We start from the raw sequence: 23,457 nt of genomic DNA, 5'->3' as shown, positions 1-23,457 counted from the left end.
TCGAAAAAGGGTGTTTAGGCATGGCAATGAAAAATGTGATTGGCGTTGATATTGGCAACTCGTCAACTGAAGTTGCACTAGCTAATGTTTCCGATAGTGGAGAGGCAAATTTTATTGGATCAGGGATAGCTGCAACAACAGGTATTAAGGGTACCAAGGAAAATCTAGTTGGTATTCGTGATTCAATCAACCAGGTGTTAGATAAGACTAATTTATCAATTAGTGATATTGATTTAATTAGAATTAACGAAGCCACTCCGGTTATCGGGGACGTGGCCATGGAAACGATTACGGAGACAATTGTCACCGAATCAACCATGATTGGCCATAATCCTGACACACCAGGTGGCATGGGAACAGCGTCTGGGATTACAATTCCAATTTTAGATTTAGCTAGAGAGAGCGATAAGAGTCGTAGCTATATTGTAATTGTCCCCAAAGAGCTCGACTTTGAAAATTGTGCTAAGTTAATCAATGCTTACATCGATGCTGGTTACGATGTAACGGCGGCCATTCTACAAAATGACGATGCTGTTCTTGTTGATAATCGGCTGAAAAAGCAAATTCCAATTGTCGATGAAGTGGCTTTGATTGATAAGGTGCCGGTTCGAATGTTGGCTGCCGTTGAAGTGGCTGGACCAGGACAAGTTATTTCCCAATTAGCTAATCCATATGGGATTGCGACGTTGTTCAACCTTGATTCTGAAGAAACTAGAAATATTGTTCCCGTTTCACGGGCTCTGATTGGCAACCGTTCGGCGGTCGTCATTAAGACACCAGCGGGTGATGTTAAGGCTCGTGTGATTCCTGCTGGTAAAATTATCATTGATGGTGAGACTGGAAAAGAAGAAGTTGGTGTCTCAAGGGGTGCTGACGCAATTATGAAAAAGGTTTCCAATTTCCGCCACATCAAGGATATTACCGGGGAATCGGGGACAAACATTGGTGGTATGCTGGAAAAGGTTCGTCAAACGATGGCGACTCTGACTGGCAAGCAAAATAAGGATGTTGCGATTCAAGATCTGCTGGCAATCGATACACAAGTTCCAGTAAAAGTCACTGGGGGCTTAGCGGGAGAGTTCTTGAACGAATCTGCCGTTGGGATTGCTGCGATGGTTAAGTCTGATCATTTGCAGATGGAAGTGATTGCTAAGCTAATTGAGAAGGAACTCAATGTTAAGGTTGAAATTGGTGGTGCAGAGGTCGAGTCAGCCATTCATGGTGCATTGACAACGCCCGGTACGTCTAAGCCGATTGCAATTCTTGATTTTGGGGCCGGATCTACGGACGCGTCCATTATCGACAAGGAAGATAAGATGATTGCGATTCATCTTGCTGGTGCCGGTGATATGGTCACTATGATTATCAATTCCGAACTGGGTTTGTCTGATCCTTACTTAGCGGAGGATATTAAACGTTATCCATTAGCTAAGGTCGAAAATCTCTTTCAGTTACGGCATGAAGATGGTTCTGTTCAGTTCTTTGAGCATCCGTTACCTTCCGAATTGTTTGCCCGAATTGTGGTCATCAAGCCAGACGGTTATGAACCAGTTACGGGTAATCCAAGCATTGAAAAGATCAAGTTAGTTCGGCAAAGTGCTAAGAAGCGTGTGTTTGTGACGAATGCCATTCGGGCCCTAAGATATGTCAGTCCAACGGGAAACATTCGGGATATTCCGTTTGTAGTCATCGTTGGAGGATCGGCGCTGGACTTTGAAATTCCACAATTGGTTACGGATGAATTGGCGCACTATAACTTGGTCTCTGGTCGTGGAAATGTTCGTGGCATTATGGGACCACGAAATGCTGTTGCTACTGGGCTGGTTCTTCGCTACGCTGAAGAGAGAAGGCTGAGCAATGGCTGATACTCTTGAACGTCCAACAATCGTCATTGGTGTAGACGGTGAGGCTACCGTTGCACAGGCTCAATTACAGCCGCTCTTGAATGGTATTGAAGAGGAGCAGATCCCGAGCTCGATGCAAGTTATTGCAGTTAGTGACATTGTTTCTCGGGCATATCAGGCAGCGTTATCCTCCAGGTTGTCGGTAGGAATTGCGTACGACAATCATCGCTATGTGATTCACTACAAGAATCTGCCGGAACATGAACCATTGTTTGATGTGACGATTGATGATGCGTCGAAGTTACGAATGCTGGGAGCCAACGCCGCTCGGTTAGTAAAGGGGATACCCTTTAAGAAATTATCATGAATGGGGATAAAATTATGGAAGCGTTAGGATATGTAGAATGTAACGGACTGTCCAGCGCAACTGTTGCCGCTGATCGCATGTTAAAAACAAGCGACGTTAAACTTAGCAGAATTCGTAATGCTGAAAATGGTTGGATTACGCTAGAGTTTACGGGTGACATAGCTGCGTTGAACGTTGCTGTTGAAACTGTCAAGCAGACTTTGCCAAAAGAATATATTGCTGGCCTGGTAATTGGTAGTCCGGCTGATGGGTTGAATAGATTAGGGAGTTCAGGCGCCAGTGATGTGGCACCACAAGGATTTAATCCTGAAAAATACAATCCAGATGGGTCAATGAAAGAGTCTGCCATGTTTGGGCCACATCCTGAGCATAAGGTTGTCAAGACTCAAAATGTGGTACAAAAGGTGTCAATTGAGTCCCATGTAAAGACGGCAAGAACCAGTGAAAGTGATGATTCTAAGACGCAAGCAAGTAGTGCGTCTGACGATGATCAACCTAGCGATCGGGTTACTTGTAATTTATGTGGTGATCCAAAGTGTCCTCGTAAATTGGGTGAACCGCATAACAAGTGCATTCACTACAATGAGCTGGAGAAGAAAGCTGAATTGAATAAAAAGGATAAACCCAACAAGAACTAGGAGGAAGAATAAATGAATAATGCTTTGGGAATGATTGAAACTAGAGGATTAGTACCTTCGATTGAGGCTGCGGATGCCATGGTCAAGGCCGCTAACGTTCAATTGACCGGCCAAGAAAAAATTGGTGCTGGTTTGGTTACGGTTATGATTCGTGGAGATGTTGGGGCCGTAAAGTCTGCAGTTGATGCAGGACTCCAAGCAGCACAATCTGTTGGTGAAGTGGTTTCATCATACGTTATCCCTCGTCCACATAGTGAAGTTGAAAATATCTTACCGGTTGTTGCGGATACTACTGCCGAATAACAATCTAATTATATTTAATGGGCTGGAGGTGTGCTGATGGATGACTTAGTTCAAAAAGTTATTGCGAAATTAAAGGAAAGACAAACTGCGAACACAATTCTTTCCCTTAATGAGTTGCCATCTCCACAGGATAAGCAGGTGTTTATTGACTATGGCAGCGTCATATTGGATGACGTTTCTATTCAGTTTATCAAGGATCTCTATTCGTTAAAGACGGATAATGCCTCGGTATTGTGGGTATTAAACGGTATCAATTACGGTGTTTGTTTTTACTTAAAAGTCAATGCACACATCATTAATTTTATTCCTCGAGCAATGGTCTTAGACTGGCCGATCAAATTTATCATTGGTCGTAATTCGCTTATTGTAGGAAGTTATCACAAGATTATTTCTAGAAGAGAGATTGCTACTTTGCCGGATAGCGCCGTCTTAATCAAAACGGTAAGACAGACGTTGACCGATGAGGGGTTAGAAATCTGTGATAAGAAGAATATTAAAATAAAGATTAGGACTGAAGAAAATTGTATATGGCTAGAGTAATTGGTAGTGTTGTATCTACCCAAAAAGATCCATCTTTAGTTGGAAAAAAGTTGATGATTGTTCGTCCAATCGATTCGGACCAAAAAGCAATTCGGTTTGAGCAAGTTGCATCTGATACAGTTAATGCTGGTATTGGTGACAACGTATTGGTCACTAGAGGTGCAGGAGCCCGTAGAGCGGATGGTGATTCTCAACGAGATGCGGCGGATGTTAATGACTGTACGATCGTTGGCATCATCGATCGCTTTGACAAGTAGAATTTGATGTTAAGGGGTGAGTCTTAGTGGCTATTTATACTAAAGGCGGCGACAAAGGTAAGACAAGTCTATTTGACGGCTTACGAGTTGAAAAAGATTCAATTCGTGTAGAAACATATGGAACGTTTGACGAACTGAATGCAAATATCAGTCTGGCAGATAAGTTCTGTAAGAGCGAAAAGAATAAAAAAATTTTACAGACCGTTGAATACCGTATGTTTTATCTTCAAGGTGAAATTGCCACCAAAGACACGGAGAAGTTCTTAAAACAGAGCCAATTCATCACCGATGACGATACGCGTTCATTGGAAAAGATTATTGATGACTATACCCAAGCGCTACCACCCATCCATAGTTTTATTTTGCCTGGGTCGAGCACGGCCGGTGCCCAACTCCATGTTTGTCGAACCATTTGTCGGCGAGCTGAAAGATCATTTGTCAAGCTGTCTAAAAGTATTGAATTTCGTCCGGAGTTGGAAAGATACGTCAACCGGCTTTCTGATTTTCTTTATATCATGGCTCGGTCTGAAGACTATGAAGATTTGATTGACGATGTTACTGAGAAGGTCATTAAAGTCTATTCAAAAATTGAGGACGGTCGTAAAGATGAATGAAGATCAATTAAACAGTGTGATTAAACGAGTAATTGCAAAGCAACAGGTGAATCAGTTCTCTTTGAATAAAATGGAGAAAGTCATCGAAGCCGCTGTGAAACGTGCGGATGAATTCAATATTGGTGTCACTATCGCCATTATGCGTAATGATCAAGTTCTTCAGATGAGTTATCATATGCCAAACGCGAACTTAGTAAGTAGTACGCTGGCCCCTAAGAAGGCTTGGTCTGCGCTAGCAATGAAACAGCCAACGATTGAGATATCCGAACAAGTTCAACCGGGAGCTGAGCTATATCAGATTGAAACCATGATGGGTGGACGGCTGACTTCCTTTGGGGGTGGAATTCCTCTAGAGATTGATGGCAAAATTATTGGTGCCATTGGTGTTAGTGGCGGCGCTGTTAAGCAAGATCAGGCTATTTGTGAAGTGGCTGTTGATACTTTTAAGAAGGAGAGTGATTAGGATTATGGATCAAGGAAAAATGGAAGCGCTTATTCGTGACATTATTGCTCAGGAAGCTGGTCGTAGCACGAACCAGCAATCTGGTGGGCCTAGGGCCAATCTAGATGATAGTAATACATCGCCACTACTAAGAGATTTGCGTGATTCAGTGCTGGAGAAGATTAAGGGTGAGTCTTCCGATGTAGATAACTCTCCTTTACTAGAAGGCATTAAGCAGGATGTAGAGAATAGTATCGGTTAGCGAGGGATGGTTCTATGGGTCGTGATATTGAACGAACAATCCAGGAGTACGTGCCCGGTAAGCAGGTGACGTTAGCACACATTGTTGCTAACCCCACTCCTGATATTTATGAAAAATTGGGTATCCAGACACCGAAAAATGCACTGGGAATTTTAACGATTACACCTAGTGAGGCGGCAATCATTGCTGGAGATATTGCCACTAAATCGAGTAATGTGACGCTTGGATTTATCGATCGATTCAGCGGCTCGGTAGTTATTGTTGGTGAGGTCTCAGAGGTTGAGTCTGCCTTGAAAGAGGTCATTACCAAGCTACATGAGCTTCTCGGCTTCGACATTCCCAAAATTACGAGAACTTAAATAAGAGAAAAGGGCCACAGCGTTAGGCCGCGGCTCTTTTCTTATTGAGTGAAGCTAATGATGGATGAAAGTGTGCGCTGAATGGTGTCTAAGGGGGAATATTCATGCAAATTGCGCGAGAAATTAAGTTGAATAATGCCTTCAATTGCCGTGATTTAGGTGGATATCAAACCTCAGATGGATTGACGATTAAGCAACATCAATTAATTCGTGCGGGCTATTTGTCCGATTTAGATAGTGTGGACCAAAAGATACTGTATGATTATGGCGTGCGAACCGTTATTGATTTGAGATCACCGATGGAAGTAGTGAAATATCCGGATCATTTAGGTGGAATTGCGCGTTACTTACGAATTTCAGTTTCTAGGCGGGATTTAACAGAGAGTACGGAGAATCTGAGAAGTTTGGCTAGTCAGTTGACAGACAAAAAAGCTGGGTTTCAGTTGATGCTGCGTAGCTATCGGCAATTAGTCGTCAGTACCGAGGCCCAACAAGCCTATCATCGTTTTTTCAGATCAGTGCTCAATGCCACTCCTGGAGGGATTCTCTTTCATTGTTCTTCTGGCAAGGATCGAACGGGCCTGCTAGCAAGTCTAATTTTGATGATGTTAGATATTCCAGAAGAGACAGTTAAGGCAGACTACCTAAATAGTAATTGGGTTTCCGCGTTGAGAATTAATGACCGTCTCAATGGGGCCAAGCTGGTGAGCGGTAATTTAGCTTATCTGCAGTCGATTTTTGACCTGTCTATTGTTCGAGAAGAGTATTTTGAACAGGTGATGTCAATTATCGATGATCACTTCGGTGGGGTCAAGTCATATTGGCATGAACAGCTTGGACTCAGCGAAGATGATCTGATTAAGCTAAGGAAACTTTTTCTAGAATAGTATCTTGGTTAGTAAGAGCATCTGGTTTAAGCGTGGTTTTGCTATGGTATTTATGCCAAGCTGAATAGCTAAAGTGCAGTAGTAAAACTACATACATAGAAGAAGTATAAGAATCTGCTAGACAACTACTAAGGAAGTGGCACTGATGACTAATATTGGTATTTTGGTTGGGAGTCTTAGTGAAAAATCTTATAGTCAAAAGATTGCTAATTATCTGATGAAGGAACAGTTACCGGTCAAATTTGTTCAGGTGAATTATGAAATTTTACCGCTGTATAATCCAGATTTAGAGCACTCTCCAATACTGGAATGGCAAATTTTTCGTAGCGTGATTGATCAGATGGATGCCCTAGTTTTAGTTACACCAGAATATAATTTTTCAATCCCTGGTGGATTGAAAAATGCACTTGACGTGTTATCGGTACCATTACCACCGGCTCATATTGTTCATAAACCAGCCTTAGTCATTACCGATTCTTCAGGTGAACGTGGTGGAGCCAATGCTAATGCCCATATTCAGCAATTATTACGTTATATGGGGATGAATGTTAAGAATGATTTTATCACCATTGGTAAAGTTCAAGAGGTATTTGATAATCAAGACAGACTAGTTGATCAACAGGTGGCAAAGGAATTAGATGGGGCAATAAAAAGCTTTATTGATACCATAGAATAGCAAAATAATTCGACAAATAAAGATGAGGTGGCATGAATGGCTCAGCGTAATCGTAATTTATTGACGCAGGCGAATCAACAGCTTCAGCAGTTCGCTCAGGTGGTGAATGGTGATAAAGCAGTTCGCCCAGTTAGCAAGGACGAGCCCTTACGTGTTGGGGTTGATTTAGGAACTTCAAGTATCGTAATGGTGGTCTTGGATCAAGATGACCAAGTCGTTTACGGTAATTTTGAGTACGATCACGCTGTCCGAGATGGCTTAGTTGTAAACTTTATGGATTCCGTCCGGATCCTAAGCCGATTGAAGGAACAGACGGAAACTATCTTAGGCGTGACTTTGACCACTGCCTGTGGTGCGATTCCACCTGGAACAGGGGCTGGCAGTGCTAAAATTGTGGCAAACGTGATTGAGTCGGCTGGATTCGTCTGTCGAAAAGTGGTTGATGAGCCAACTGCTGCAGCGCAATTTTTACGAGTGAAGAATGGAACAGTGGTAGATATTGGTGGGGGAACCACTGGAGTTAGTGTTTTTAAGAATAAAAAGTTGATCCAAGTGAGTGATGAAGCTACTGGAGGATTTCATATGTCGCTCGTCGTGGCTGGACATAATGGTTGGGACATGAAGACGGCTGAACAAGCAAAACGTGATCCAACTCAGGAACAAGATGTGTTTGCATTAATTCGACCAGTAGTTGAGAAGATGGCGGCAATTACCAGTGATGTTACCAAAGGTTCCCCGCAAGAACCGGTAATCGTTGTTGGTGGGGCCATTAATTTTAAAGACTTTATTGATACGTTTAGTAAAGCATTGGGCACACCAGCATATAAGCCAGATTTCCCCCAATTTGTCACGCCAATTGGAATTGCAATGTATGATCATGAGGCATAGCTGTCTGAGACAAGCCCCATTTAAAGGGCCAACGAGGACAGTGTAGGGCTTTATACGCAAATGGGATTAGTTTGCCCTTAGAGTTGAATTTATGGGTAGTAAAAGCTGTCATAGATTGAATAAAAAGTAGTAACGCCATGACCCAATTCGGATCACAGCGTTACTACTTTTTTGGTTACTCCTGATTCTGTTGCTTAAGTTGCTCCTGAGCGAAGAGTCGAACGGCTAACTGTCGACTGGGGGTCAGTTGTAGATAAGCGACATCGAACGCCGTATCCTGTGTGAACAAGGTGTCACTGAAGCGCGGGTCGATTGCCGATTTATGTACACCGAGGACGTCGGCCAGTCGTTGCACGTTCTCCGGGTTGGGAGTTGACCGTTCTGCGAAATATCCCGAGAGTGTCGAGGAGGGAATGCCGGTTTTGGCGGCAAGGTCGCCTTGGGTCATGCCCCGTGAGGCTATTTTTAGATTCTGAGCAATAAGTCGTCGAATATTTTTTTCGAATGAAGATAATTCATGGCGGGGCACCGCACTCACTCCTTTACGTATAAGTATGGTTCTAAAGGCTGCTCGCTAATTTTTTGAGGAATAGGTTTGCGCAAAACCGACTGTTTGGATAGAATCAAAGACTAACTTCAGTTCGGATAGTTGGCTAACAAACAGCACGGGCTTTGCAGCAGTTTTTATCAATTTTGGCCGTCAACAAGTGGCTGACTGACTTTATAATCAACAAAAAGCAATTAGTGAGTAAACCTTTAGTTTGGTCAAGTAAAACATATAAATGGGTAACATGACAGCAAATTGCTTACGGCTAGTTCTTGAGAAAAAGACCTTGGATAAAGCGTCACTGTGAAGCTGATAGCAAGACTGGTCGTGAACGATGATTTGTCATTTATGTGACCCGGAAACCGCATTTTCCAGACTAGGAAATAATCCGCTGTCGTCATTATAACGAATAGATTGCGCGCAAGCAAACTTATTTAGTTGATTAACTGCTGAAAGTAATTGACAAAACGAATAAACTCGCTTAATATACAAAAGTGTTTGTAAGGAGGTGTGCGTGATGGAGAAAGTGCAGATTACACTTGACGCCGCTCGCCACAATGCGGGTTACTCGCAAAAAGAGGCTGCGGCACGCTTGGGAATTCACTATCAAACGTTGGCATCCTGGGAGCGTGATAGCTCCAACTTAGGTTTAGCCACCATCGAACGCCTATCTCAACTCTATCAAATTCCAAAGGCTGTCCTTTTTTTTGGCAAGAAAAACGATTTTATTCGTTCTTTGCGCGAACGGGCGACTAGGAACTAAATAGGCGTTCTAGGGGGGACCGGGCTGATCCGGTTACAAAAAACAGAATTAGGATCACCGTCGCCGAGGAGCAGCTCCAAGGCGATATTTTTTTGAAAAATTTTTTCTTAAACAAATCGAGTGGGTTTAGGGTCAATTAGGTGAACTAGTTTGGTAACCCCAAACTCGGAGAAACGTTGTGGTTGTAGGATTATTATTAGTAAAACGATAAACCCAAAAAGCTGTAAACTATTTGTGTAGTATCACACAATTCAGGGGGTTGCTGAACGGAAGTGCATAAAAGGGCTTTACAATTGTGCACGAATCCGGTATGCTATTGATGATAAATGAAAGGGGTTTCATACAATGACATTAACTACTGAACAACTCGCTAAATACATGGACCATACGAATTTAAAGGCGGATGCTACTGAAGCAAGCATTAAGCAAACTTGTGACGAAGCTGCCAAATTTAACACAGCTTCAGTCTGCGTGAACTCTTACTGGATTCCGTTCGTTGCTGAGCAATTAAAGAGCACAACTGTTAATCCAATCGCCGTTGTTGGCTTCCCACTAGGGGCAATGGCAACTGCTAGTGAAGTTTTCGAGGCTGAAAAGGCTATCGACGATGGCGCCGAAGAAATCGACATGGTAATCAACGTTGGTGAATTGAAGTCTGGTAACAATGATGTTGTCGAAGCTGACATCAAAGCTTTAGCAACCGCCGTTCATGCCAAGGGCAAGTTGCTCAAAGTCATTCTGGAAACCTGCTTATTAACGAAAGACGAAATCGTTCGTGGTTGCCAATTAAGTGAAAAGGCCGGTGCCGACTTCGTTAAGACGTCTACTGGGTTCTCCACGGCTGGTGCCAAACTAGAAGATGTTAAATTGATGCGCGAAACTGTCGGCGACCGCTTAGGTGTTAAGGCTTCAGGTGGTATTCACAGTCGCGAAGAAGCATTGGCCATGATCGATGCCGGTGCAAGTCGTTTAGGTGTTAGTGCCACGGTGGCTATCTTAACTGGCGATGCCGCAAGTGCTAAAGCTGGCTATTAGAATTTAATTTGTGAAAGCGGGGATACAGGTATGAAGTTCAAACGAGTTTTTGGTTTAGTTATGGATTCAGTCGGTGCAGGTGCTGCACCCGACGCCGCCAAGTATGGCGATGAAGGTTCCGACACTTTGGGCCACGTTGGTCACCATTTCGCCGGTAAGCTGGCACTGCCTAACTTAGCTAAAATTGGGTTATCTAACCTGCGGGACACGCCTATCGAAGGGGTTCCCGTAGCCGACAATCCTCACGCTTACTATGGTAAGATGCGTGAGATTTCTGCGGGTAAGGATTCAATGGATGGTCACTGGGAAATGATGGGTCTGCCAGTTCGTAAGGCGTTGAGCACGTTCCCTAATGGGTTCCCACAAGACATTATCGATAAATTGGAAGCGTTTTCCGGTCGAAAAGTTATCGGTAACCGTCCGGAATCTGGGACCAAGATCATCGCTGAACTTGGTGAACAACAGATGGAAAAGGGCGACCTGATCGTCTACACCTCGGGTGATTCCGTTATCCAAATTGCGGCGCATGAAGATATTATCCCGCTCGACGAACTTTACAAGATCTGTGAGTACGCGCGTTCATTAGTTAATGGTCCAGAATACTTAGTTGGTCGGATCATCGCGCGGCCATACGTTGGACCAGATGGCCAACACTTTACGCGGACAGCTAACCGGCGTGACTTCACGTTGGAACCAACTGCTGAAACTGACATGGATCGTTTACAAGCAGCTGGCGTGCACGTCGTTGGCGTTGGGAAGATCAACGATATCTTCTCTGGCCACGGTATCGACGAAGGCTACCATAACGAAAGCAACATGGATGGGATGGACCACGTCGACCACGTTATGAAGGAAGACTTCACTGGTTTTTGCTTCATTAACTTAGTTGATTTCGATGCCATGTACGGTCACCGGCGGAACCCAGATGGTTTTGGGAATGCGCTGATGGACTTTGACAAACGACTCGGCACCGTCTTGGATAACATGAACGATGATGACCTTTTGATGATCACCGCCGACCATGGGAATGACCCAACATTTACGGGTTCAGACCACACGCGTGAACAAGTACCATTACTGGTTTACTCACCAAGCTTCAAGCAAGGTGGGAGCCTGGGTGTTCGGTCACCGTTTGCTGATTTCGGGGCAACCGTCTTAGATAACTTTGGCGTGGCTGGCAACGGTGAAGGCCACAGCTTCTTAGCAGACTTGAAATAGTTAACCACAACCATTTTAGGAGGAACTAATCATGAGTAACCATATCGAAGCGAAAATGGGCGACATTGCTGATACTGTTTTGATGCCAGGGGACCCATTACGGGCGAAATACATTGCGGAAACCTTCCTAGAAAATCCCGTTTGCTACAACAAGGTTCGGAATTGCTTCGGCTATACCGGGACTTACAAGGGCAAACGGATCTCCATTCAGGGGACCGGGATGGGGATTCCTTCAATCTCCATCTACACCAACGAGCTGATCAATGACTACGGCGTAAAAACCTTATTCCGGGTCGGCACTTCTGGTGGGATGAGCCCAGACGTCCACGTTCGCGACGTGGTCTTGGCCCAAGCAGCCACGACGGATTCTTCCATCATTCACAACACGTTTGGCGGCGGTATCTACTACGCACCAATCAGTGACTTTGGCCTGCTGGATACCGCTTACCACGTTGCCCAGGACCTGAAGATTCCGGTACAGGTTGGGAATATCTTAGCCGAAGATCGGTTCTACAATGACGAAATGGATCGGCAAAAGCTGATCGATTACGGCGTTATCGCTACCGAAATGGAATCCGCAGCCCTCTTCATGTTAGCAGCGAAGTACCACGTTCGGGCACTGTCCGTGTTGACCATTAGTAACCATTTGATTACTGGTGAATCTACCACTCCTGAAGAACGGGAAAAGTCATTTAACGATATGATCAAGGTTGCCTTAGACACAGCCGTTAAAGCATAACTAACCTGGCGGGTGCGGACAATTATGGCTGCACTCGTCGTTTTGGTTATTAATAATACTTGTGGCGAGTTTCTTCTACAGATTGTGTAGAGTGATCGTCTAAAATGTCGTGGACTTACAGTCGGACCGGTAAGGCGACAGGTTTATCAATTTTAATTAGAGGGGGCAAGGACGTGGCAGAGACGACGGAACAACGGTTGGCACAAGGACTGACCGTCGCTAAGATGTACTATCAGGGCGACCAGAGTCAAAGCCAGATTGCCCAGAAATTAGGAATTTCACGACCAACTGTTTCGCGATTACTCCAGTTTGCCAGAGAACAGGGCCTGGTTCGAATTCAAATCGTCGATCCAGTTCAAGACGTTCAGACACTGGAACAAGCGCTGAAACGGGCGTATCACATTGAGGTGCACGTGGTCCCGACGCAGTTAACGACAGCCGGTGAGCTGCTCAACGCGGTCGGTCAATACGCCGCTCGCTATCTGGAAGACATTGTGACCGAACACGATGTCATCGGGATCGGCTGGGGCAAGACCATTTACGCCATTGGGTCCAATCTACAACCCGACACGTTAACGGGCGTCGAGGTGATTCAACTTAAAGGGAGTGTGAGTTATTCTACGGAGCACACGTACGCGTACGAAAGCATCGACGCCTTTGCCAATGCCTTCCACGCGGTGCCCCAGTACTTGCCATTGCCGGTCATCTTTGACCACCAACAAACTAAGGAATTGGTGGAGGCTGAACGGCATATCCAGTACCTCCTGAAATTGGGTGAACGGGCCAATATCGCGATTTATTCGGTTGGTACCGTGCGCAATACCGCGTTGGTTTTTCAGCTAGGCTACCTGCAGGAACAGGAAAAGAAGTTCTTACAGGATCATGCCGTGGGAGATATCTTCTCCCGCTACATAGACGAAAATGGTGAAATCGTCGATCAGCAGTTGAACCAACGGACAATTGGCATTAACCTCGATAGTTTACGTGAAAAGGAACATTCAATTTTAGTCGCAGCCGGTGATGCCAAGGTCCCCGCAATCAAGGCGGCCTTGCTCGGCGGCTACCCGAACTGCCTCATCATCGATCAACATGCAGCAACACAACTACTGAAGCTCACACCGTCGGCCTAGAACCGGTGGTGCAACTGACTTAGAAATGGAGTGGCTTAATTATGAGAATGGTTGATATTATTGATAAGAAACGTAACGGTGGCGAATTAACTAAGGAAGAGATCCAAACGTTTGTTGATGGGGTCGTTTCCGGTGAGATTCCTGACTACCAAACCAGTGCATTCCTGATGGCAACTTACTTTAAGGACATGACGGATGCTGAACGTTCAGAGCTTACCATGGCAATGATGAAGTCTGGGGACCACTTGGACCTCTCCAGCATTCCTGGGATGAAGGTCGACAAGCACTCAACCGGTGGTGTTGGGGACAAGACGAGTATTCCGCTAGCCCCAATCGTCGCTGCATTGGGTATTCCAGTACCGATGATCTCCGGCCGAGGGTTAGGCCATACTGGTGGGACGTTGGATAAATTGGAAGCGATTCCAGGTTACCAAGTCGAAATTAGCGAAGACGACTTTATCAAACAAGTCAAGGACCAAGGCTTGGCTATCGTGGGGGCTACTGGAAACATTGCTCCTGCCGACAAGAAGATTTATGCCTTACGTGACGTGACCGACACCGTGGACTCGATTCCACTGATTGCCAGCTCAATCATGAGTAAGAAGATTGCTTCCGGGACCGATGCCTTAGTAATCGACGTTAAGACCGGTGCCGGGGCCTTCATGAAGACCTTGGACGACTCCCGTGAATTGGCAAAGGCCTTAGTTGGTATCGGGAAAGGTGTTGGCATGGACTGCATGGCCATCATTTCCGACATGAACCAACCACTGGGGAACGCCATTGGAAACGCTTTGGAAATCAAAGAATCCATTGACCTGTTGAAGGGTGAAGCTCCTGCCGACATCACCGACTTAGTCTTAACGTTAGGCGCACACATGGTTGTGATGTCCGGTAAGGCCAAGACCTTGGATGAAGCCCGAGCAATGTGTGAAAAGACCATTGAAGATGGCTCCGCATTGAAGAAGTTCGGCGACATGGTTGAAGCACAAGGCGGCGACCGTAGTGTGATCGACCACCCAGAAATCATGCCACAAGCCAAGTACAAGATTCCATTGCCAGCTAAGGCTAGTGGGGTCGTAAGCAAGGTCGAAGCCGATGAAATGGGTATCGCCAGCATGTTGCTGGGCGGTGGCCGGCAAAAGGCTGACGACAAGCTCGACTATGCAGTTGGTATCATGATGAACAAGAAGGTTGGCGACGCCGTCAAGGAAGGCGACACCTTGCTGACCATCTACAGTAACCGTGAAGACGTTGAAGACATCAAGAAGCGGTTATATGATAACATCGAAATCAGTGACTCAGCAGAACCATTTACGCTGATTCACGAAACGGTTCGTTAGACAGTAATTAGACACTAACTGAGCTGTTCTGCAGCAACTCCCCCCGGGCCTTCGTGGCTCGGGGGGAGTTGTTTTTTTGGGAGACCGATTTTTTGTAAGTCAGAAGAGTTAGTCCTGCAAACTGCCTTACGTTGTTGATGGTAGGTTGCCAAACGGGCTATTTCTACTATCTCATATTGGTACAGCGAGGTAGTCGTTGTAATTTTAAAATAGCGCGGTGGCCGCCAATTTGTCAGAATTGACTTTTTTTGTAAAAATTCGAACAATATCAGTGACAGCACGCCCCTTTTTGTTTACACTTTAGGTTAAGTCAAACATATTGAAGGTCAGGGGATGTTGCCGCCATGCTAGACAATTTATTAGCGGTTATTCGCGAAGAGAATTTATCAGAACAACTTTATCACAGTCTCGTGGGGCTTGAAATTGAAGAACAGCGAATTGACCAGCATGGTCGGTTAAGTCGCCAACCCCATCCAAGTAAGTTGGGGTCACGGACCTTTCATCCATATCTTCAAACGGACTTTACGGAAACACAGTTAGAGGTCATCACCGACCCCAATCCGAATATTGGGGGGACGCTGGATCAGCTAGACACCTTACAAACGGTCGTCTACCGGTCGCTTGAAGGGGATGACCGAATTTGGCCGTTGAGTATGCCACCGGTGATGGATGCTGACGATTTGAAATTTGTAGCGGGGCATTTTGATCGGCCCGCAATCCGGCCGTATCGAGAATATCTTCTGAAAAAGTATGGGATTCAACACGGCTGTATGACCGGTGTTCACGTCAATTACAGTCTGCCCGATCCCGTCATTCATCGGCTTTACAGTCACTATACCAAAGAGTTTGATTCATTAGTCGGGTTCAAAAACGCCCTGTACTTCCGAATCACCCAGAACTTTGTGCGCTATCAGTGGCTGTTGACCTACCTTTTTGGGGCCAGTCCGATTGCCGAAAAAGGGTTCTTTGAGACGACTCCAGATGCGTTGAAACGCCCAGTACGGAGCATTCGCAACAGTCGTTATGGTTTTGTGAACTTTCCACAGGAGCAGGTCACGTATGCCTCGCTGCCAGCTCATCTCACCCAGCTCCAGCGCTTGATCGACGATGGGACCTACTTCTCCGCCCATGAATTTTATGGGCCAGTGCGGCTCAAGGGGCAGGGCAATGCCCGTGACTTCTTGACCGGCGGGATTCAATACCTCGAACTGCGTGACTTTGACAACACGCCATTTACCGCCAACGGGGTCAGTCGGCACGCCCTGTACTTCTTGAAGATCTTTATGATCTATCTATTGACGCGTGATCTTCCCGACGATTTAAATGGTGCCTTGGACGCCGCCCGTGATCAAAACCAGGCCGTCGCCTTGGAGAATCCATTAGCCCCGACGCAGTACCAAGCAGCCGGTGAGCGGGTTTTTAAGGAAATGCGAGCGATGGCTGATCAGCTACAGGCGCATACAGAACAGTGGAGCGTCATTGATGACTTAGAAGAAGTCTTGATGCATCCCGAACTGACGCCGGCTGCGAAGCTGATGGAACACGTTGAGCAAGATAGTCTGATGACGTATGGTCAAGCCGTTGCCCGTCGCTGGTATCAGGAACGACTGGGGACTGATCAATTGTTGCCCCGGCTCAAACAGTTGAGTGAGCACGCTCAGCGGTTTGTCCTGGTCGCCATGCAAGATGGGATTCGCTTCTTTCAAGTCCGCGATGAAGACGGCGAGGACCTGTTGATGTTCACCTTTGATGGCGTCACACAGGTCTTGCAGGACCGGGATACCAAAGTCGCTGATCCAGATAAACGGTTACGATTGTTGTTCCCAGATTTGCCGCCATTACCGGCTCCCTTACATTATTAACAATTAAAAAAATCACCATTCGCTGACAGTTGCCAGTGAATGGTGATTTTGTTTTTAGTTTGCGCGTTTCTGGTGCCAGAAGTAAATCGGCAGACCAATTGCGGTGAGGGCGAGGCCAGTTACGGCCAGACCCGTTTCGGTCACCAAGGTCGTCACGATGATAAAGATCCCACCAACCAGCGCAATTAGCGGAATCACGGGATACCACGGGACCTGGTATGGCCGGTTGAGCTCAGGTTCCTTACGTCGCAATTTGAACACGGCTAGGAAGATGAGGCAGTTGAAGACCCACATGACAAAGACTAGCATATCGGTCAGAACGTCGAAATTCCCCATGAACATCATGATCAGGGCGATGCCAAACTGAACGCTTCCTGCAAAATAGGGGACGTAGGTCCGCGAAGAAAGCCGCCGGAAATATTTTGAGAATGGCAAGCTGTCTTCCTCCGCCATGGCGAACGGCACGCGCATCCCAGTCAATGTGTACCCGTTGATGGCACCGTAAACGGAGATGAGGATGCCGATGGTGACCAGCTTACCCCCAAACTGACCGAACAATTTCATAGAAGCATCGGCTGCGGCATTTTGGTTCCCGGCAATCAGATCGATTGGCAAGGTCTTCAGGAAGACCAGATTGATCAGCGTGTAGACCACGGTGATCAGGGCCAGTCCTAAGACGATAGCCCGTGGTAGGTCGCGTTCCGGATGCTTCATTTCACCAGCAATGTTGCCAATGCTGATCCAACCGTCGTACGCGAACATCGTGGCTAACAGACTGGAAGAAAAGGCGCTGCCCCAGCCGATGTGGTCGCCAGTAGTAATCGGCCAGAGCTGAATCGTGGTGTGCGCCGGGGCAAAGAGCCCAAAGATGACGATGATGACGATAGGGATTAATTTAAAAATTAGAGCGATGGACTGGACCGTCCCACCGACTTTGGCGCCCAGAAAGTTGAGGCCGGTAATGCTGAAGCCACATAGAATGGCGACTGGCAATTGCCAAGCAGCTGCCAAATGGAAGAGGGCGACAAACTGCACGCCAAAGATAATGGATAGTGCGGCAATGTTCGCGGGGTAGTAGACCAACATTTGTGCCCAACCCATTAAGAAGCCCACCGGTTTTCCGTAGGCGTACTCGAGGTACCGCATGGCGCCACCGGTCCGCGGAATGGCCGCTGCCAGCTCCGCACTGGTTAATCCAGCACAGATGGTTAGGAGGCCCCCCAAGATCCAGGCGGCGAGGGTCATGTTAGCGGAGTGGTTGGCAGCCACCACACTAGCTGTTTTAAAGAATACCCCGCCACCGATAACGGTCCCCATGACGGTCGCCAGGGCGGTAAACGTGCCGATTTCACGGCGTAACTCCTTTGCCAAAGTAAAACTCCTCTCTTACTCTCGAATGACTGATTTAACCATTATAGCACGGATTTTAAACGGCTTGCGGAGGACTTTGTGAAAATTCACTAAGAAAATTCAGTAGTTGCTTTAGTACGAGATTGACTAAAATTGGCCACCTGTTGTGGGAAAGCTCCAGACTGAGAAACGGTCCTCCGACTCGGCTGGCTCAATCCCTAGCAGCCGCAGACGGACATTTCCACCGCCGCCACAAAAAAAGGGTCAGGACCTTTGTCCCAACCCTCATAAACTCGAATTGACTTGTCAGAAATTAGAATTTAATGGAATGCCATGTTCAAAAGCAGTACGATCAGAATCCCGACGATGGAAATCACGGTTTCCAGAACCGTCCAAATACTCAAGGTTTGCTTAACGGTTAAATCAAAGTATTCTCTGAACATCCAGAACCCAGCATCGTTCACGTGAGATGCGGCTAAGGAACCAGCACCAATGGCGAGAACCATCAGGGCGGGGTCAACACCGGATTGGGCCATCAATGGGGCCACGATTCCGGCGGCAGTCAATGCAGAAACGGTTGCGGAACCCAAAGCAACCCGGAGAACCACAGCGACTAACCAACCTAAGATCAGTGGGGACATGTTGGAATCGATAAAGAGTTTAGCAACTTCTTTACCAACACCACCGTCGATGAGGACTTGTTTGAAGGCCCCACCACCACCGATAACTAACAGTAGCATAGCGATTGACTTCACGGCGTTTTCCAAGGTTGCCATGATGTCTGCGGTCTTACGGTTACGACCCCAACCCATGGTGAACATGGCAACGAGCAGTGAGATCAACATCGCGATGGCTGGGTCACCGATTAGACCAACGATTTGGTCCAACAGCGACGCGTTCTTGGTAGGCGTTGCGCCACCGTCGACCGTCATCTTGTAGATGGTCGTGATGGCCATCAGGATAACTGGGAAGAGGGAAGTCAGAACGGACAGGCCAAAGCTAGGTGCTTCGGAAGGCTTGAAGGTCTTAACTTCACCCAATGAAGATAAGTTACCTTTACGTTCAAAGGCTTCTGGTGCAAATCTTTGAGCGAGCTTGGTGAACATTGGTCCGGCAACAACCGCTGCAGGAATCGCAACGACTAAACCGAACAGGAGAACCTTACCATCGTTGGCACCCAAGACTTGCGCAATGGCAACTGGTGCGGGGTGCGGTGGTAAGAAACCGTGGGTAACGGACAAAGCGGCCGCCATGGAAATTCCCAAATAGAGAATTGGCACTTCGGCTTCAACGGCAATGGCGAAGACGATAGGGATCAACAGAACCATCCCAACTTCGAAGAACAGGGCAATCCCAAGAATAAATGACGCTAACATAATGGCTAATTGCAGACGTTGTTTCCCGAATTTATCGATCAGTGTCGTAGCAATCACGTAGGCCCCACCGGCATCGGCAACTAACCGACCCAGCATGGCACCAAATCCAAAGACTAAGGATAGTTCGCCAAGTTGGCTCCCAATCCCAGCCTCAATCGTCGTGGCAATTTTGGTAAGGTCCATCCCTAACAGCATGGCTGTCAGAACGGAGGTAAGAATCAGGGAAACGAAGGTATTGATCTTAAATTTGATGATGAGGACCAATAAGAAGATGACCCCAATTAAAAGTGCTATAAGCTCCATTATAAGTAAGCCCTTTCATTGAATAAATTTTGAAAAGCCAGTGTGAAAACACTGGCTTCTCAATATGATTAAACACATTGTACTTGATTCTTAAAGTTTTGTATACAATTTAGTTTCAAAACCCATAAATTTGTTGGGTTAGTTTTCTGAAAATACTAAATCAACAGAACTATTTCTTCTCTGATTTGTGAACGTACTTACGCTGATACTCAGCGATGTTCTTGTATTCAGATTGTAACTGCCGACTCAGGCGAATGTAGATAGGAACCAAGGCCCGGTATGCGGGGAAGGTCTCTGGATTAGGGTGGTGGACGTTAGCCACACCGATGAAGTTCTTTACGGCGGACAAGTCATCGATCATCCCTAAAGCGTACATGCCTAACGTTGCGGCCCCCAGAGCGGTCCCTTCAGGACTCTCTGGAATCGTGACGTCTTGTTCGAAGATGTCGGCTAACATCTGCCGCCAAAGCGCGGAGCGGGCGAACCCACCGGTTGCTTGAATGCTAGATGGCTTGCCAACGACTTCTTCGAGGGCCAACATCACGGTGTACAGGTTGTAGACGATTCCTTCAAGTGCGGCACGAACCATGTGGGCCCGTGAGTGGGTCCGCGTCAAGCCGAAGAAGGAACCACGAGCATTAGCGTCCCAGATTGGGGCCCGTTCGCCACCCAAGAATGGGTGGAAAATGAGACCGTCGGAACCAGCAGGCACCTTCGCTGCAATCTCAGTTAAGAGGTCGTAGGAATCAATCTGCATTTGTTCCGCCGTCAGCTTTTCTGGGGCGAAGAGTTGGTCGCGGACCCAACGGAAGACGATCCCACCGTTGTTGACCGGTCCACCAACGACCCAGTGATCTTTGGACAGGTAGTAGCAGAAGACCCGACCCTTAGGATCAATCTTCGGCTTATCAGTAACGACCCGCACAGCACCGGAAGTTCCGATGGTCACGGCAACGACACCAGGATCGATGGCGTTGACACCCAAGTTGGCCAGGGGACCATCAGAGGCACCCATGATAAATGGCGTTTGTGGGTCCATGCCGATCACACCCGCATAGTCGGCCTTCATTCCAGTAATCTGGTCAGTGGTGTCAACTAGCTTAGGTAATTGGTCACGGGTAATCCCAGCAACTTTGAGGGCTTGGTCATCCCAGTCCATGTTGAAGATGTTGAACAGCCCAGTTGCGTTGGCAATTGAGTAGTCTTCTTGTAAGACACCAAACAACTTGTAGATGACATATTCCTTGATACCAACGAACCAACGTGCTTGGTTGAACAGGTCCGGTTGTTCGTTGCGTAACCAGATCAATTTGCTCAACGGCGTCATTGGGTGAATTGGCGTCCCAGTCTTTTCGTAAAGTTGTTTGCCGACGCCGTTTTCACGCAATTCATCTGCGTACTTAACGGCTCGGTTGTCGGCCCAAGTGATTGCTCGAGTCAAAGGCTTGTGATCATCATCTAGTAAGATCAAGCTGTGCATGGCAGCAGAGAAAGAAACGCCGTGTAACGTGCCGTTCTTCAAATCTGCTTTGCGCATTACCGTGGTCATCCCATCGATAATCGCGGAGAAGATCTCATCTGGATCTTCTTCAGCCATGTCGGGCACATCTTGATAGAGGGGATACAGGTTGTTTGAATAGCCTTGCATCTTACCCGCAGTATCGTAAAGTACGGTCTTGACACTGGTTGTCCCAATATCGACCCCAATCATGTAGTCCATAATGCTCTTCCTTTCGTGTTACAAGTTACAAGTGGTTTTGTTTAAAGGCTTACTTGTCAGCCTTGTCCATGGCGTGGCCACCAAAACCGTTACGTAAAGCAGAAACTACTTTACCAGTGAAGGTGTCATCTTGCATGGACCGGTAACGCATCATTAATGACAAAGCGATAACTGGCGTTGGTACTTGGCTGTCCAAACCTTCTTGAACAGTCCATTGGCCTTCACCAGAAGCGTGCATCCGCCCAGCAATCTTGTCTAATTCTGGGTCAGCAGCAAAGGCTTCTTCGGCAAGTTCCATGAGCCAGCCGCGGATAACTGAACCGTGACTCCAAACCTTAGCAACGGCTTCGTTGTCGTAGTCGAACTTGGAAGCTTCGAGCACTTCGAAACCTTCGGCGATGGCTTGCATTTCACCATATTCGATCCCGTTGTGGACCATCTTTAAGTAGTGACCTGAACCGGCCTTACCAGTGTAAAGGTAACCGTCAGCTTCGGAAATGTCATCGTACAATGGACGAATCGTTTCGAAAGCAGCAGCGTTGTCGCCACCGATCATGAAGTTCCCGTGTGAACGAGCGCCTTCCATACCACCTGAAGTCCCACAGTCAAAGAAGTCGATGCCCTTGGCTTTCAGAATTTCGTTGTGACGTAAGGAGTCCTTGTAGTAAGAGTTCCCACCATCGATTAAGATGTCGCCCTTGCTTAACAAGTTGCTCAATGATTCGATCGTTGAGTCAGTTGGCTTGCCAGCAGGTACCATTACCCAAACAATCTTAGGAGAAGGTAACTTAGCAACCATTTCTTCCAAACTGTTAGCGCCTTCAGCACCAGCAGCGACAGCCTTGTCAACAAAGTCCTTGTTTAAGTCAAAGCCAACAATTTCGTGCTTGTGGTCCATTGCGTTTTCTGCAAGGCTAAGCCCCATTTTACCTAATCCAATCAATCCGAGTTTCATGAAATAATCTCCTTTGCAAGATGCGAAATTTTTCTGACAGGGAATATTATATGTAAAAAAGTTTCACATTTCAAGTCATATGATGTAAAATGTTTACAAAAGCTGAAATAATTTTAAAATTAATCTTCAAGAAAGGGGGCGGCGACCATCGCACGCTCAACGACGGGAAAGATTCGCGGAACGTATGATCAGTTGTCCCGCACGGAAAAAAAGGTGGCTCAGCTGGCTTTAGACAATCCAGCATTGGTCAGTGAAATGACAATTAAGGAGCTCGCCAGCGCCACCGGGGTGTCGACAGCGACCATTTCAAGGTTCGTTAAACGAATGAACTACGCCAACTACCGGGAGTTTACCATGGCATTGGCCCATACAGCAACTGAGGAGACTCCGCAACAGCCTAGTTCGTTTCCCGAACTTGCGGAAGGGGACTCGTTGGCCACGATTGCGAACAAGACTTTCGGGTTCTCCATTAGTTCCTTACGCGCAACTAATGAAGCATTGAACGAGAAGGACCTCGCCCGGGCAGTGCTAAAGTTGATCAACTCCCGTAACGTGGCCTTCTTTGGCCTGGGGGGATCATCCGTGGCGGCATTGGACGGCTACCATAAGTTTATTCGAACATCATTAAACGTGATGTATCATCCGGATTACGACATTCAGTTGATGCAGGCCGCTAAAATGACCGATGAGGACTGCGCAATTGTGATTTCTCATTCAGGTCGGAATCATGAAACTCTACATATTGTTAAGGAGCTTCAACGCAGCGGGGTGACCATCATTGCCATCACCAGTTATAGTGGGTCGCCGCTGGCTCAGGCCGCAGACGTCACATTCCTTTCATTGACCGATGAAGTGAAGTACCGGTCGGAGGGGATGTATTCGTTGATTTCGCAGCTGACGATCCTCGACAGTCTTTTTATGATGACCATCTTGCGCATTTCTTCACGGACTAATAAGGTCATGACGCGGGTCCGCAACGTGATCGAACAGACCCGCCACGAATCCTAATTGGCATGGTATAATAGAAATATTCCGCTATCCG

26 protein-coding genes are annotated in these 23,457 nt (G+C 46.8%); 21 read left to right on the top strand and 5 right to left on the bottom strand.

The annotated features are described in order from the left end of the window. Positions 1-20 precede the first annotated feature (20 nt). From FC99_RS03090 to eutJ, 13 genes are all read left to right on the top strand, one after another. The gene (locus FC99_RS03090; RefSeq protein ID WP_272946240.1) at positions 21-1,865 is read left to right on the top strand and encodes a diol dehydratase reactivase subunit alpha; all 1,845 of its coding nucleotides are present in this window, start codon (positions 21-23) and stop codon (positions 1,863-1,865) included. Further along, complete coding sequence (locus tag FC99_RS03085) at positions 1,858-2,211, top strand: glycerol dehydratase reactivase beta/small subunit family protein (RefSeq protein ID WP_048735684.1); 354 nt, start codon at positions 1,858-1,860, stop codon at positions 2,209-2,211. Before FC99_RS03090 ends, FC99_RS03085 begins: the two co-directional genes overlap by 8 nt. A gap of 14 nt (positions 2,212-2,225) precedes the next feature. Then, entirely contained in the window at positions 2,226-2,849 is a 624-nt protein-coding gene (locus tag FC99_RS03080) for a BMC domain-containing protein (RefSeq protein ID WP_048736401.1), read from the top strand. Between the two features lie 12 nt (positions 2,850-2,861). Continuing rightward, positions 2,862-3,152: a BMC domain-containing protein gene (locus FC99_RS03075; RefSeq protein ID WP_048735685.1), complete on the top strand. Its 291-nt coding sequence runs from the start codon at positions 2,862-2,864 to the stop codon at positions 3,150-3,152. A gap of 36 nt (positions 3,153-3,188) precedes the next feature. Then, positions 3,189-3,692, top strand: coding sequence for a PduM family microcompartment protein (gene pduM, locus FC99_RS03070; RefSeq protein WP_048735686.1), 504 nt, complete (start codon positions 3,189-3,191; stop codon positions 3,690-3,692). Continuing rightward, positions 3,680-3,949, top strand: a complete 270-nt coding sequence (locus FC99_RS03065; RefSeq protein WP_082153273.1) for a EutN/CcmL family microcompartment protein — start codon at positions 3,680-3,682, stop codon at positions 3,947-3,949. Before pduM ends, FC99_RS03065 begins: the two co-directional genes overlap by 13 nt. Before the next feature lie 26 nt (positions 3,950-3,975). Continuing rightward, on the top strand, positions 3,976-4,563 hold the full coding sequence (locus tag FC99_RS03060; protein WP_048735688.1) for a cob(I)yrinic acid a,c-diamide adenosyltransferase: 588 nt from the start codon (positions 3,976-3,978) through the stop codon (positions 4,561-4,563). Beyond that, positions 4,556-5,026, top strand: coding sequence for a GlcG/HbpS family heme-binding protein (locus tag FC99_RS03055; RefSeq protein ID WP_048735689.1), 471 nt, complete (start codon positions 4,556-4,558; stop codon positions 5,024-5,026). Before FC99_RS03060 ends, FC99_RS03055 begins: the two co-directional genes overlap by 8 nt. A 4-nt stretch (positions 5,027-5,030) precedes the next feature. Further along, on the top strand, positions 5,031-5,267 hold the full coding sequence (locus FC99_RS03050) for a hypothetical protein (protein WP_048735690.1): 237 nt from the start codon (positions 5,031-5,033) through the stop codon (positions 5,265-5,267). Positions 5,268-5,281: 14 nt separating this feature from the next. After that, the gene (locus tag FC99_RS03045; protein ID WP_048735691.1) at positions 5,282-5,626 is read left to right on the top strand and encodes a BMC domain-containing protein; all 345 of its coding nucleotides are present in this window, start codon (positions 5,282-5,284) and stop codon (positions 5,624-5,626) included. Between the two features lie 104 nt (positions 5,627-5,730). Continuing rightward, positions 5,731-6,513 carry a tyrosine-protein phosphatase gene (locus FC99_RS03040; protein ID WP_048735692.1) on the top strand — a complete coding sequence of 261 codons (783 nt, stop codon included), beginning with the start codon at positions 5,731-5,733 and terminating at the stop codon, positions 6,511-6,513. A 145-nt stretch (positions 6,514-6,658) separates the two neighbouring features. Then, positions 6,659-7,189 (top strand): NADPH-dependent FMN reductase, encoded by a 531-nt coding sequence (locus FC99_RS03035; protein ID WP_053083558.1) that lies wholly within the window; start codon positions 6,659-6,661, stop codon positions 7,187-7,189. Between the two features lie 36 nt (positions 7,190-7,225). After that, entirely contained in the window at positions 7,226-8,077 is an 852-nt protein-coding gene (gene eutJ, locus FC99_RS03030) for an ethanolamine utilization protein EutJ (protein WP_048735693.1), read from the top strand. Between the two features lie 175 nt (positions 8,078-8,252). On the opposite strand, the gene FC99_RS03025 is transcribed toward eutJ, so the two are convergent. Then, a complete protein-coding gene (locus FC99_RS03025; RefSeq protein WP_048735694.1) occupies positions 8,253-8,606 on the bottom strand; it encodes a helix-turn-helix domain-containing protein in 354 nt (117 codons plus the stop codon). A gap of 535 nt (positions 8,607-9,141) precedes the next feature. Between FC99_RS03025 and FC99_RS03020 the strand changes: the two genes are divergently transcribed. The 7 genes from FC99_RS03020 (at position 9,142) to FC99_RS02990 (ending at position 16,711) form a co-directional block, all read left to right on the top strand. Further along, a complete protein-coding gene (locus tag FC99_RS03020; RefSeq protein WP_048735695.1) occupies positions 9,142-9,387 on the top strand; it encodes a helix-turn-helix transcriptional regulator in 246 nt (81 codons plus the stop codon). 345 nt (positions 9,388-9,732) lie between these two features. Then, entirely contained in the window at positions 9,733-10,422 is a 690-nt protein-coding gene (gene deoC, locus FC99_RS03015) for a deoxyribose-phosphate aldolase (RefSeq protein WP_048735696.1), read from the top strand. A gap of 30 nt (positions 10,423-10,452) precedes the next feature. Then, positions 10,453-11,640: a phosphopentomutase gene (locus FC99_RS03010; protein ID WP_048735697.1), complete on the top strand. Its 1,188-nt coding sequence runs from the start codon at positions 10,453-10,455 to the stop codon at positions 11,638-11,640. Between the two features lie 31 nt (positions 11,641-11,671). Next, positions 11,672-12,379 (top strand): purine-nucleoside phosphorylase, encoded by a 708-nt coding sequence (gene deoD, locus FC99_RS03005; RefSeq protein WP_048735698.1) that lies wholly within the window; start codon positions 11,672-11,674, stop codon positions 12,377-12,379. Positions 12,380-12,552: 173 nt separating this feature from the next. Next, a complete protein-coding gene (locus FC99_RS03000) occupies positions 12,553-13,509 on the top strand; it encodes a sugar-binding transcriptional regulator (protein ID WP_048735699.1) in 957 nt (318 codons plus the stop codon). Between the two features lie 41 nt (positions 13,510-13,550). Further along, positions 13,551-14,849: a pyrimidine-nucleoside phosphorylase gene (locus tag FC99_RS02995; RefSeq protein WP_048735700.1), complete on the top strand. Its 1,299-nt coding sequence runs from the start codon at positions 13,551-13,553 to the stop codon at positions 14,847-14,849. Between the two features lie 344 nt (positions 14,850-15,193). Continuing rightward, the gene (locus tag FC99_RS02990; protein ID WP_048735701.1) at positions 15,194-16,711 is read left to right on the top strand and encodes a gamma-glutamylcysteine synthetase; all 1,518 of its coding nucleotides are present in this window, start codon (positions 15,194-15,196) and stop codon (positions 16,709-16,711) included. Positions 16,712-16,765: 54 nt separating this feature from the next. On the opposite strand, the gene FC99_RS02985 is transcribed toward FC99_RS02990, so the two are convergent. From FC99_RS02985 to gnd, 4 genes are all read right to left on the bottom strand, one after another. After that, the gene (locus FC99_RS02985) at positions 16,766-18,082 is read right to left on the bottom strand and encodes an APC family permease (RefSeq protein WP_082153275.1); all 1,317 of its coding nucleotides are present in this window, start codon (positions 18,080-18,082) and stop codon (positions 16,766-16,768) included. Positions 18,083-18,381: 299 nt separating this feature from the next. Next, complete coding sequence (locus tag FC99_RS02980; protein ID WP_048735702.1) at positions 18,382-19,740, bottom strand: gluconate:H+ symporter; 1,359 nt, start codon at positions 19,738-19,740, stop codon at positions 18,382-18,384. Positions 19,741-19,909: 169 nt separating this feature from the next. Continuing rightward, positions 19,910-21,460, bottom strand: coding sequence for a gluconokinase (gene gntK, locus FC99_RS02975; RefSeq protein ID WP_048735703.1), 1,551 nt, complete (start codon positions 21,458-21,460; stop codon positions 19,910-19,912). A 49-nt stretch (positions 21,461-21,509) separates the two neighbouring features. Further along, positions 21,510-22,415 carry a phosphogluconate dehydrogenase (NAD(+)-dependent, decarboxylating) gene (gene gnd / locus FC99_RS02970; RefSeq protein ID WP_048735704.1) on the bottom strand — a complete coding sequence of 302 codons (906 nt, stop codon included), beginning with the start codon at positions 22,413-22,415 and terminating at the stop codon, positions 21,510-21,512. Positions 22,416-22,562: 147 nt separating this feature from the next. On the opposite strand from gnd, the gene FC99_RS02965 reads away from it, so the two are divergent. Beyond that, entirely contained in the window at positions 22,563-23,423 is an 861-nt protein-coding gene (locus FC99_RS02965; RefSeq protein WP_048735705.1) for a MurR/RpiR family transcriptional regulator, read from the top strand. Positions 23,424-23,457 lie beyond the last annotated feature (34 nt).

Source organism: Levilactobacillus koreensis JCM 16448 (assembly GCF_001435525.1).
GTDB lineage: Bacteria > Bacillota > Bacilli > Lactobacillales > Lactobacillaceae > Levilactobacillus > Levilactobacillus koreensis.
The sequence above is the reverse complement of the archived record's forward strand: the minus strand, read 5'-3'. Positions and strand labels throughout refer to the sequence as shown.

What these genes read in the sequence shown, in the direction of transcription:
- FC99_RS03090 (WP_272946240.1), top strand. Translation starts at nt 21, where the DNA reads ATGGCAATGAAAAATGTGATTGGCGTTGATATTGGCAACTCGTCAACT.
- FC99_RS03085 (WP_048735684.1), top strand. Translation starts at nt 1,858, where the DNA reads ATGGCTGATACTCTTGAACGTCCAACAATCGTCATTGGTGTAGACGGT.
- FC99_RS03080 (WP_048736401.1), top strand. Translation starts at nt 2,226, where the DNA reads ATGGAAGCGTTAGGATATGTAGAATGTAACGGACTGTCCAGCGCAACT.
- FC99_RS03075 (WP_048735685.1), top strand. Translation starts at nt 2,862, where the DNA reads ATGAATAATGCTTTGGGAATGATTGAAACTAGAGGATTAGTACCTTCG.
- pduM (WP_048735686.1), top strand. Translation starts at nt 3,189, where the DNA reads ATGGATGACTTAGTTCAAAAAGTTATTGCGAAATTAAAGGAAAGACAA.
- FC99_RS03065 (WP_082153273.1), top strand. Translation starts at nt 3,680, where the DNA reads ATGGCTAGAGTAATTGGTAGTGTTGTATCTACCCAAAAAGATCCATCT.
- FC99_RS03055 (WP_048735689.1), top strand. Translation starts at nt 4,556, where the DNA reads ATGAATGAAGATCAATTAAACAGTGTGATTAAACGAGTAATTGCAAAG.
- FC99_RS03050 (WP_048735690.1), top strand. Translation starts at nt 5,031, where the DNA reads ATGGATCAAGGAAAAATGGAAGCGCTTATTCGTGACATTATTGCTCAG.
- FC99_RS03045 (WP_048735691.1), top strand. Translation starts at nt 5,282, where the DNA reads ATGGGTCGTGATATTGAACGAACAATCCAGGAGTACGTGCCCGGTAAG.
- FC99_RS03040 (WP_048735692.1), top strand. Translation starts at nt 5,731, where the DNA reads ATGCAAATTGCGCGAGAAATTAAGTTGAATAATGCCTTCAATTGCCGT.
- FC99_RS03035 (WP_053083558.1), top strand. Translation starts at nt 6,659, where the DNA reads ATGACTAATATTGGTATTTTGGTTGGGAGTCTTAGTGAAAAATCTTAT.
- eutJ (WP_048735693.1), top strand. Translation starts at nt 7,226, where the DNA reads ATGGCTCAGCGTAATCGTAATTTATTGACGCAGGCGAATCAACAGCTT.
- FC99_RS03020 (WP_048735695.1), top strand. Translation starts at nt 9,142, where the DNA reads ATGGAGAAAGTGCAGATTACACTTGACGCCGCTCGCCACAATGCGGGT.
- deoC (WP_048735696.1), top strand. Translation starts at nt 9,733, where the DNA reads ATGACATTAACTACTGAACAACTCGCTAAATACATGGACCATACGAAT.
- FC99_RS03010 (WP_048735697.1), top strand. Translation starts at nt 10,453, where the DNA reads ATGAAGTTCAAACGAGTTTTTGGTTTAGTTATGGATTCAGTCGGTGCA.
- deoD (WP_048735698.1), top strand. Translation starts at nt 11,672, where the DNA reads ATGAGTAACCATATCGAAGCGAAAATGGGCGACATTGCTGATACTGTT.
- FC99_RS02995 (WP_048735700.1), top strand. Translation starts at nt 13,551, where the DNA reads ATGAGAATGGTTGATATTATTGATAAGAAACGTAACGGTGGCGAATTA.
- FC99_RS02990 (WP_048735701.1), top strand. Translation starts at nt 15,194, where the DNA reads ATGCTAGACAATTTATTAGCGGTTATTCGCGAAGAGAATTTATCAGAA.
- FC99_RS02980 (WP_048735702.1), bottom strand. Translation starts at nt 19,740, where the DNA reads ATGGAGCTTATAGCACTTTTAATTGGGGTCATCTTCTTATTGGTCCTC.
- gntK (WP_048735703.1), bottom strand. Translation starts at nt 21,460, where the DNA reads ATGGACTACATGATTGGGGTCGATATTGGGACAACCAGTGTCAAGACC.
- gnd (WP_048735704.1), bottom strand. Translation starts at nt 22,415, where the DNA reads ATGAAACTCGGATTGATTGGATTAGGTAAAATGGGGCTTAGCCTTGCA.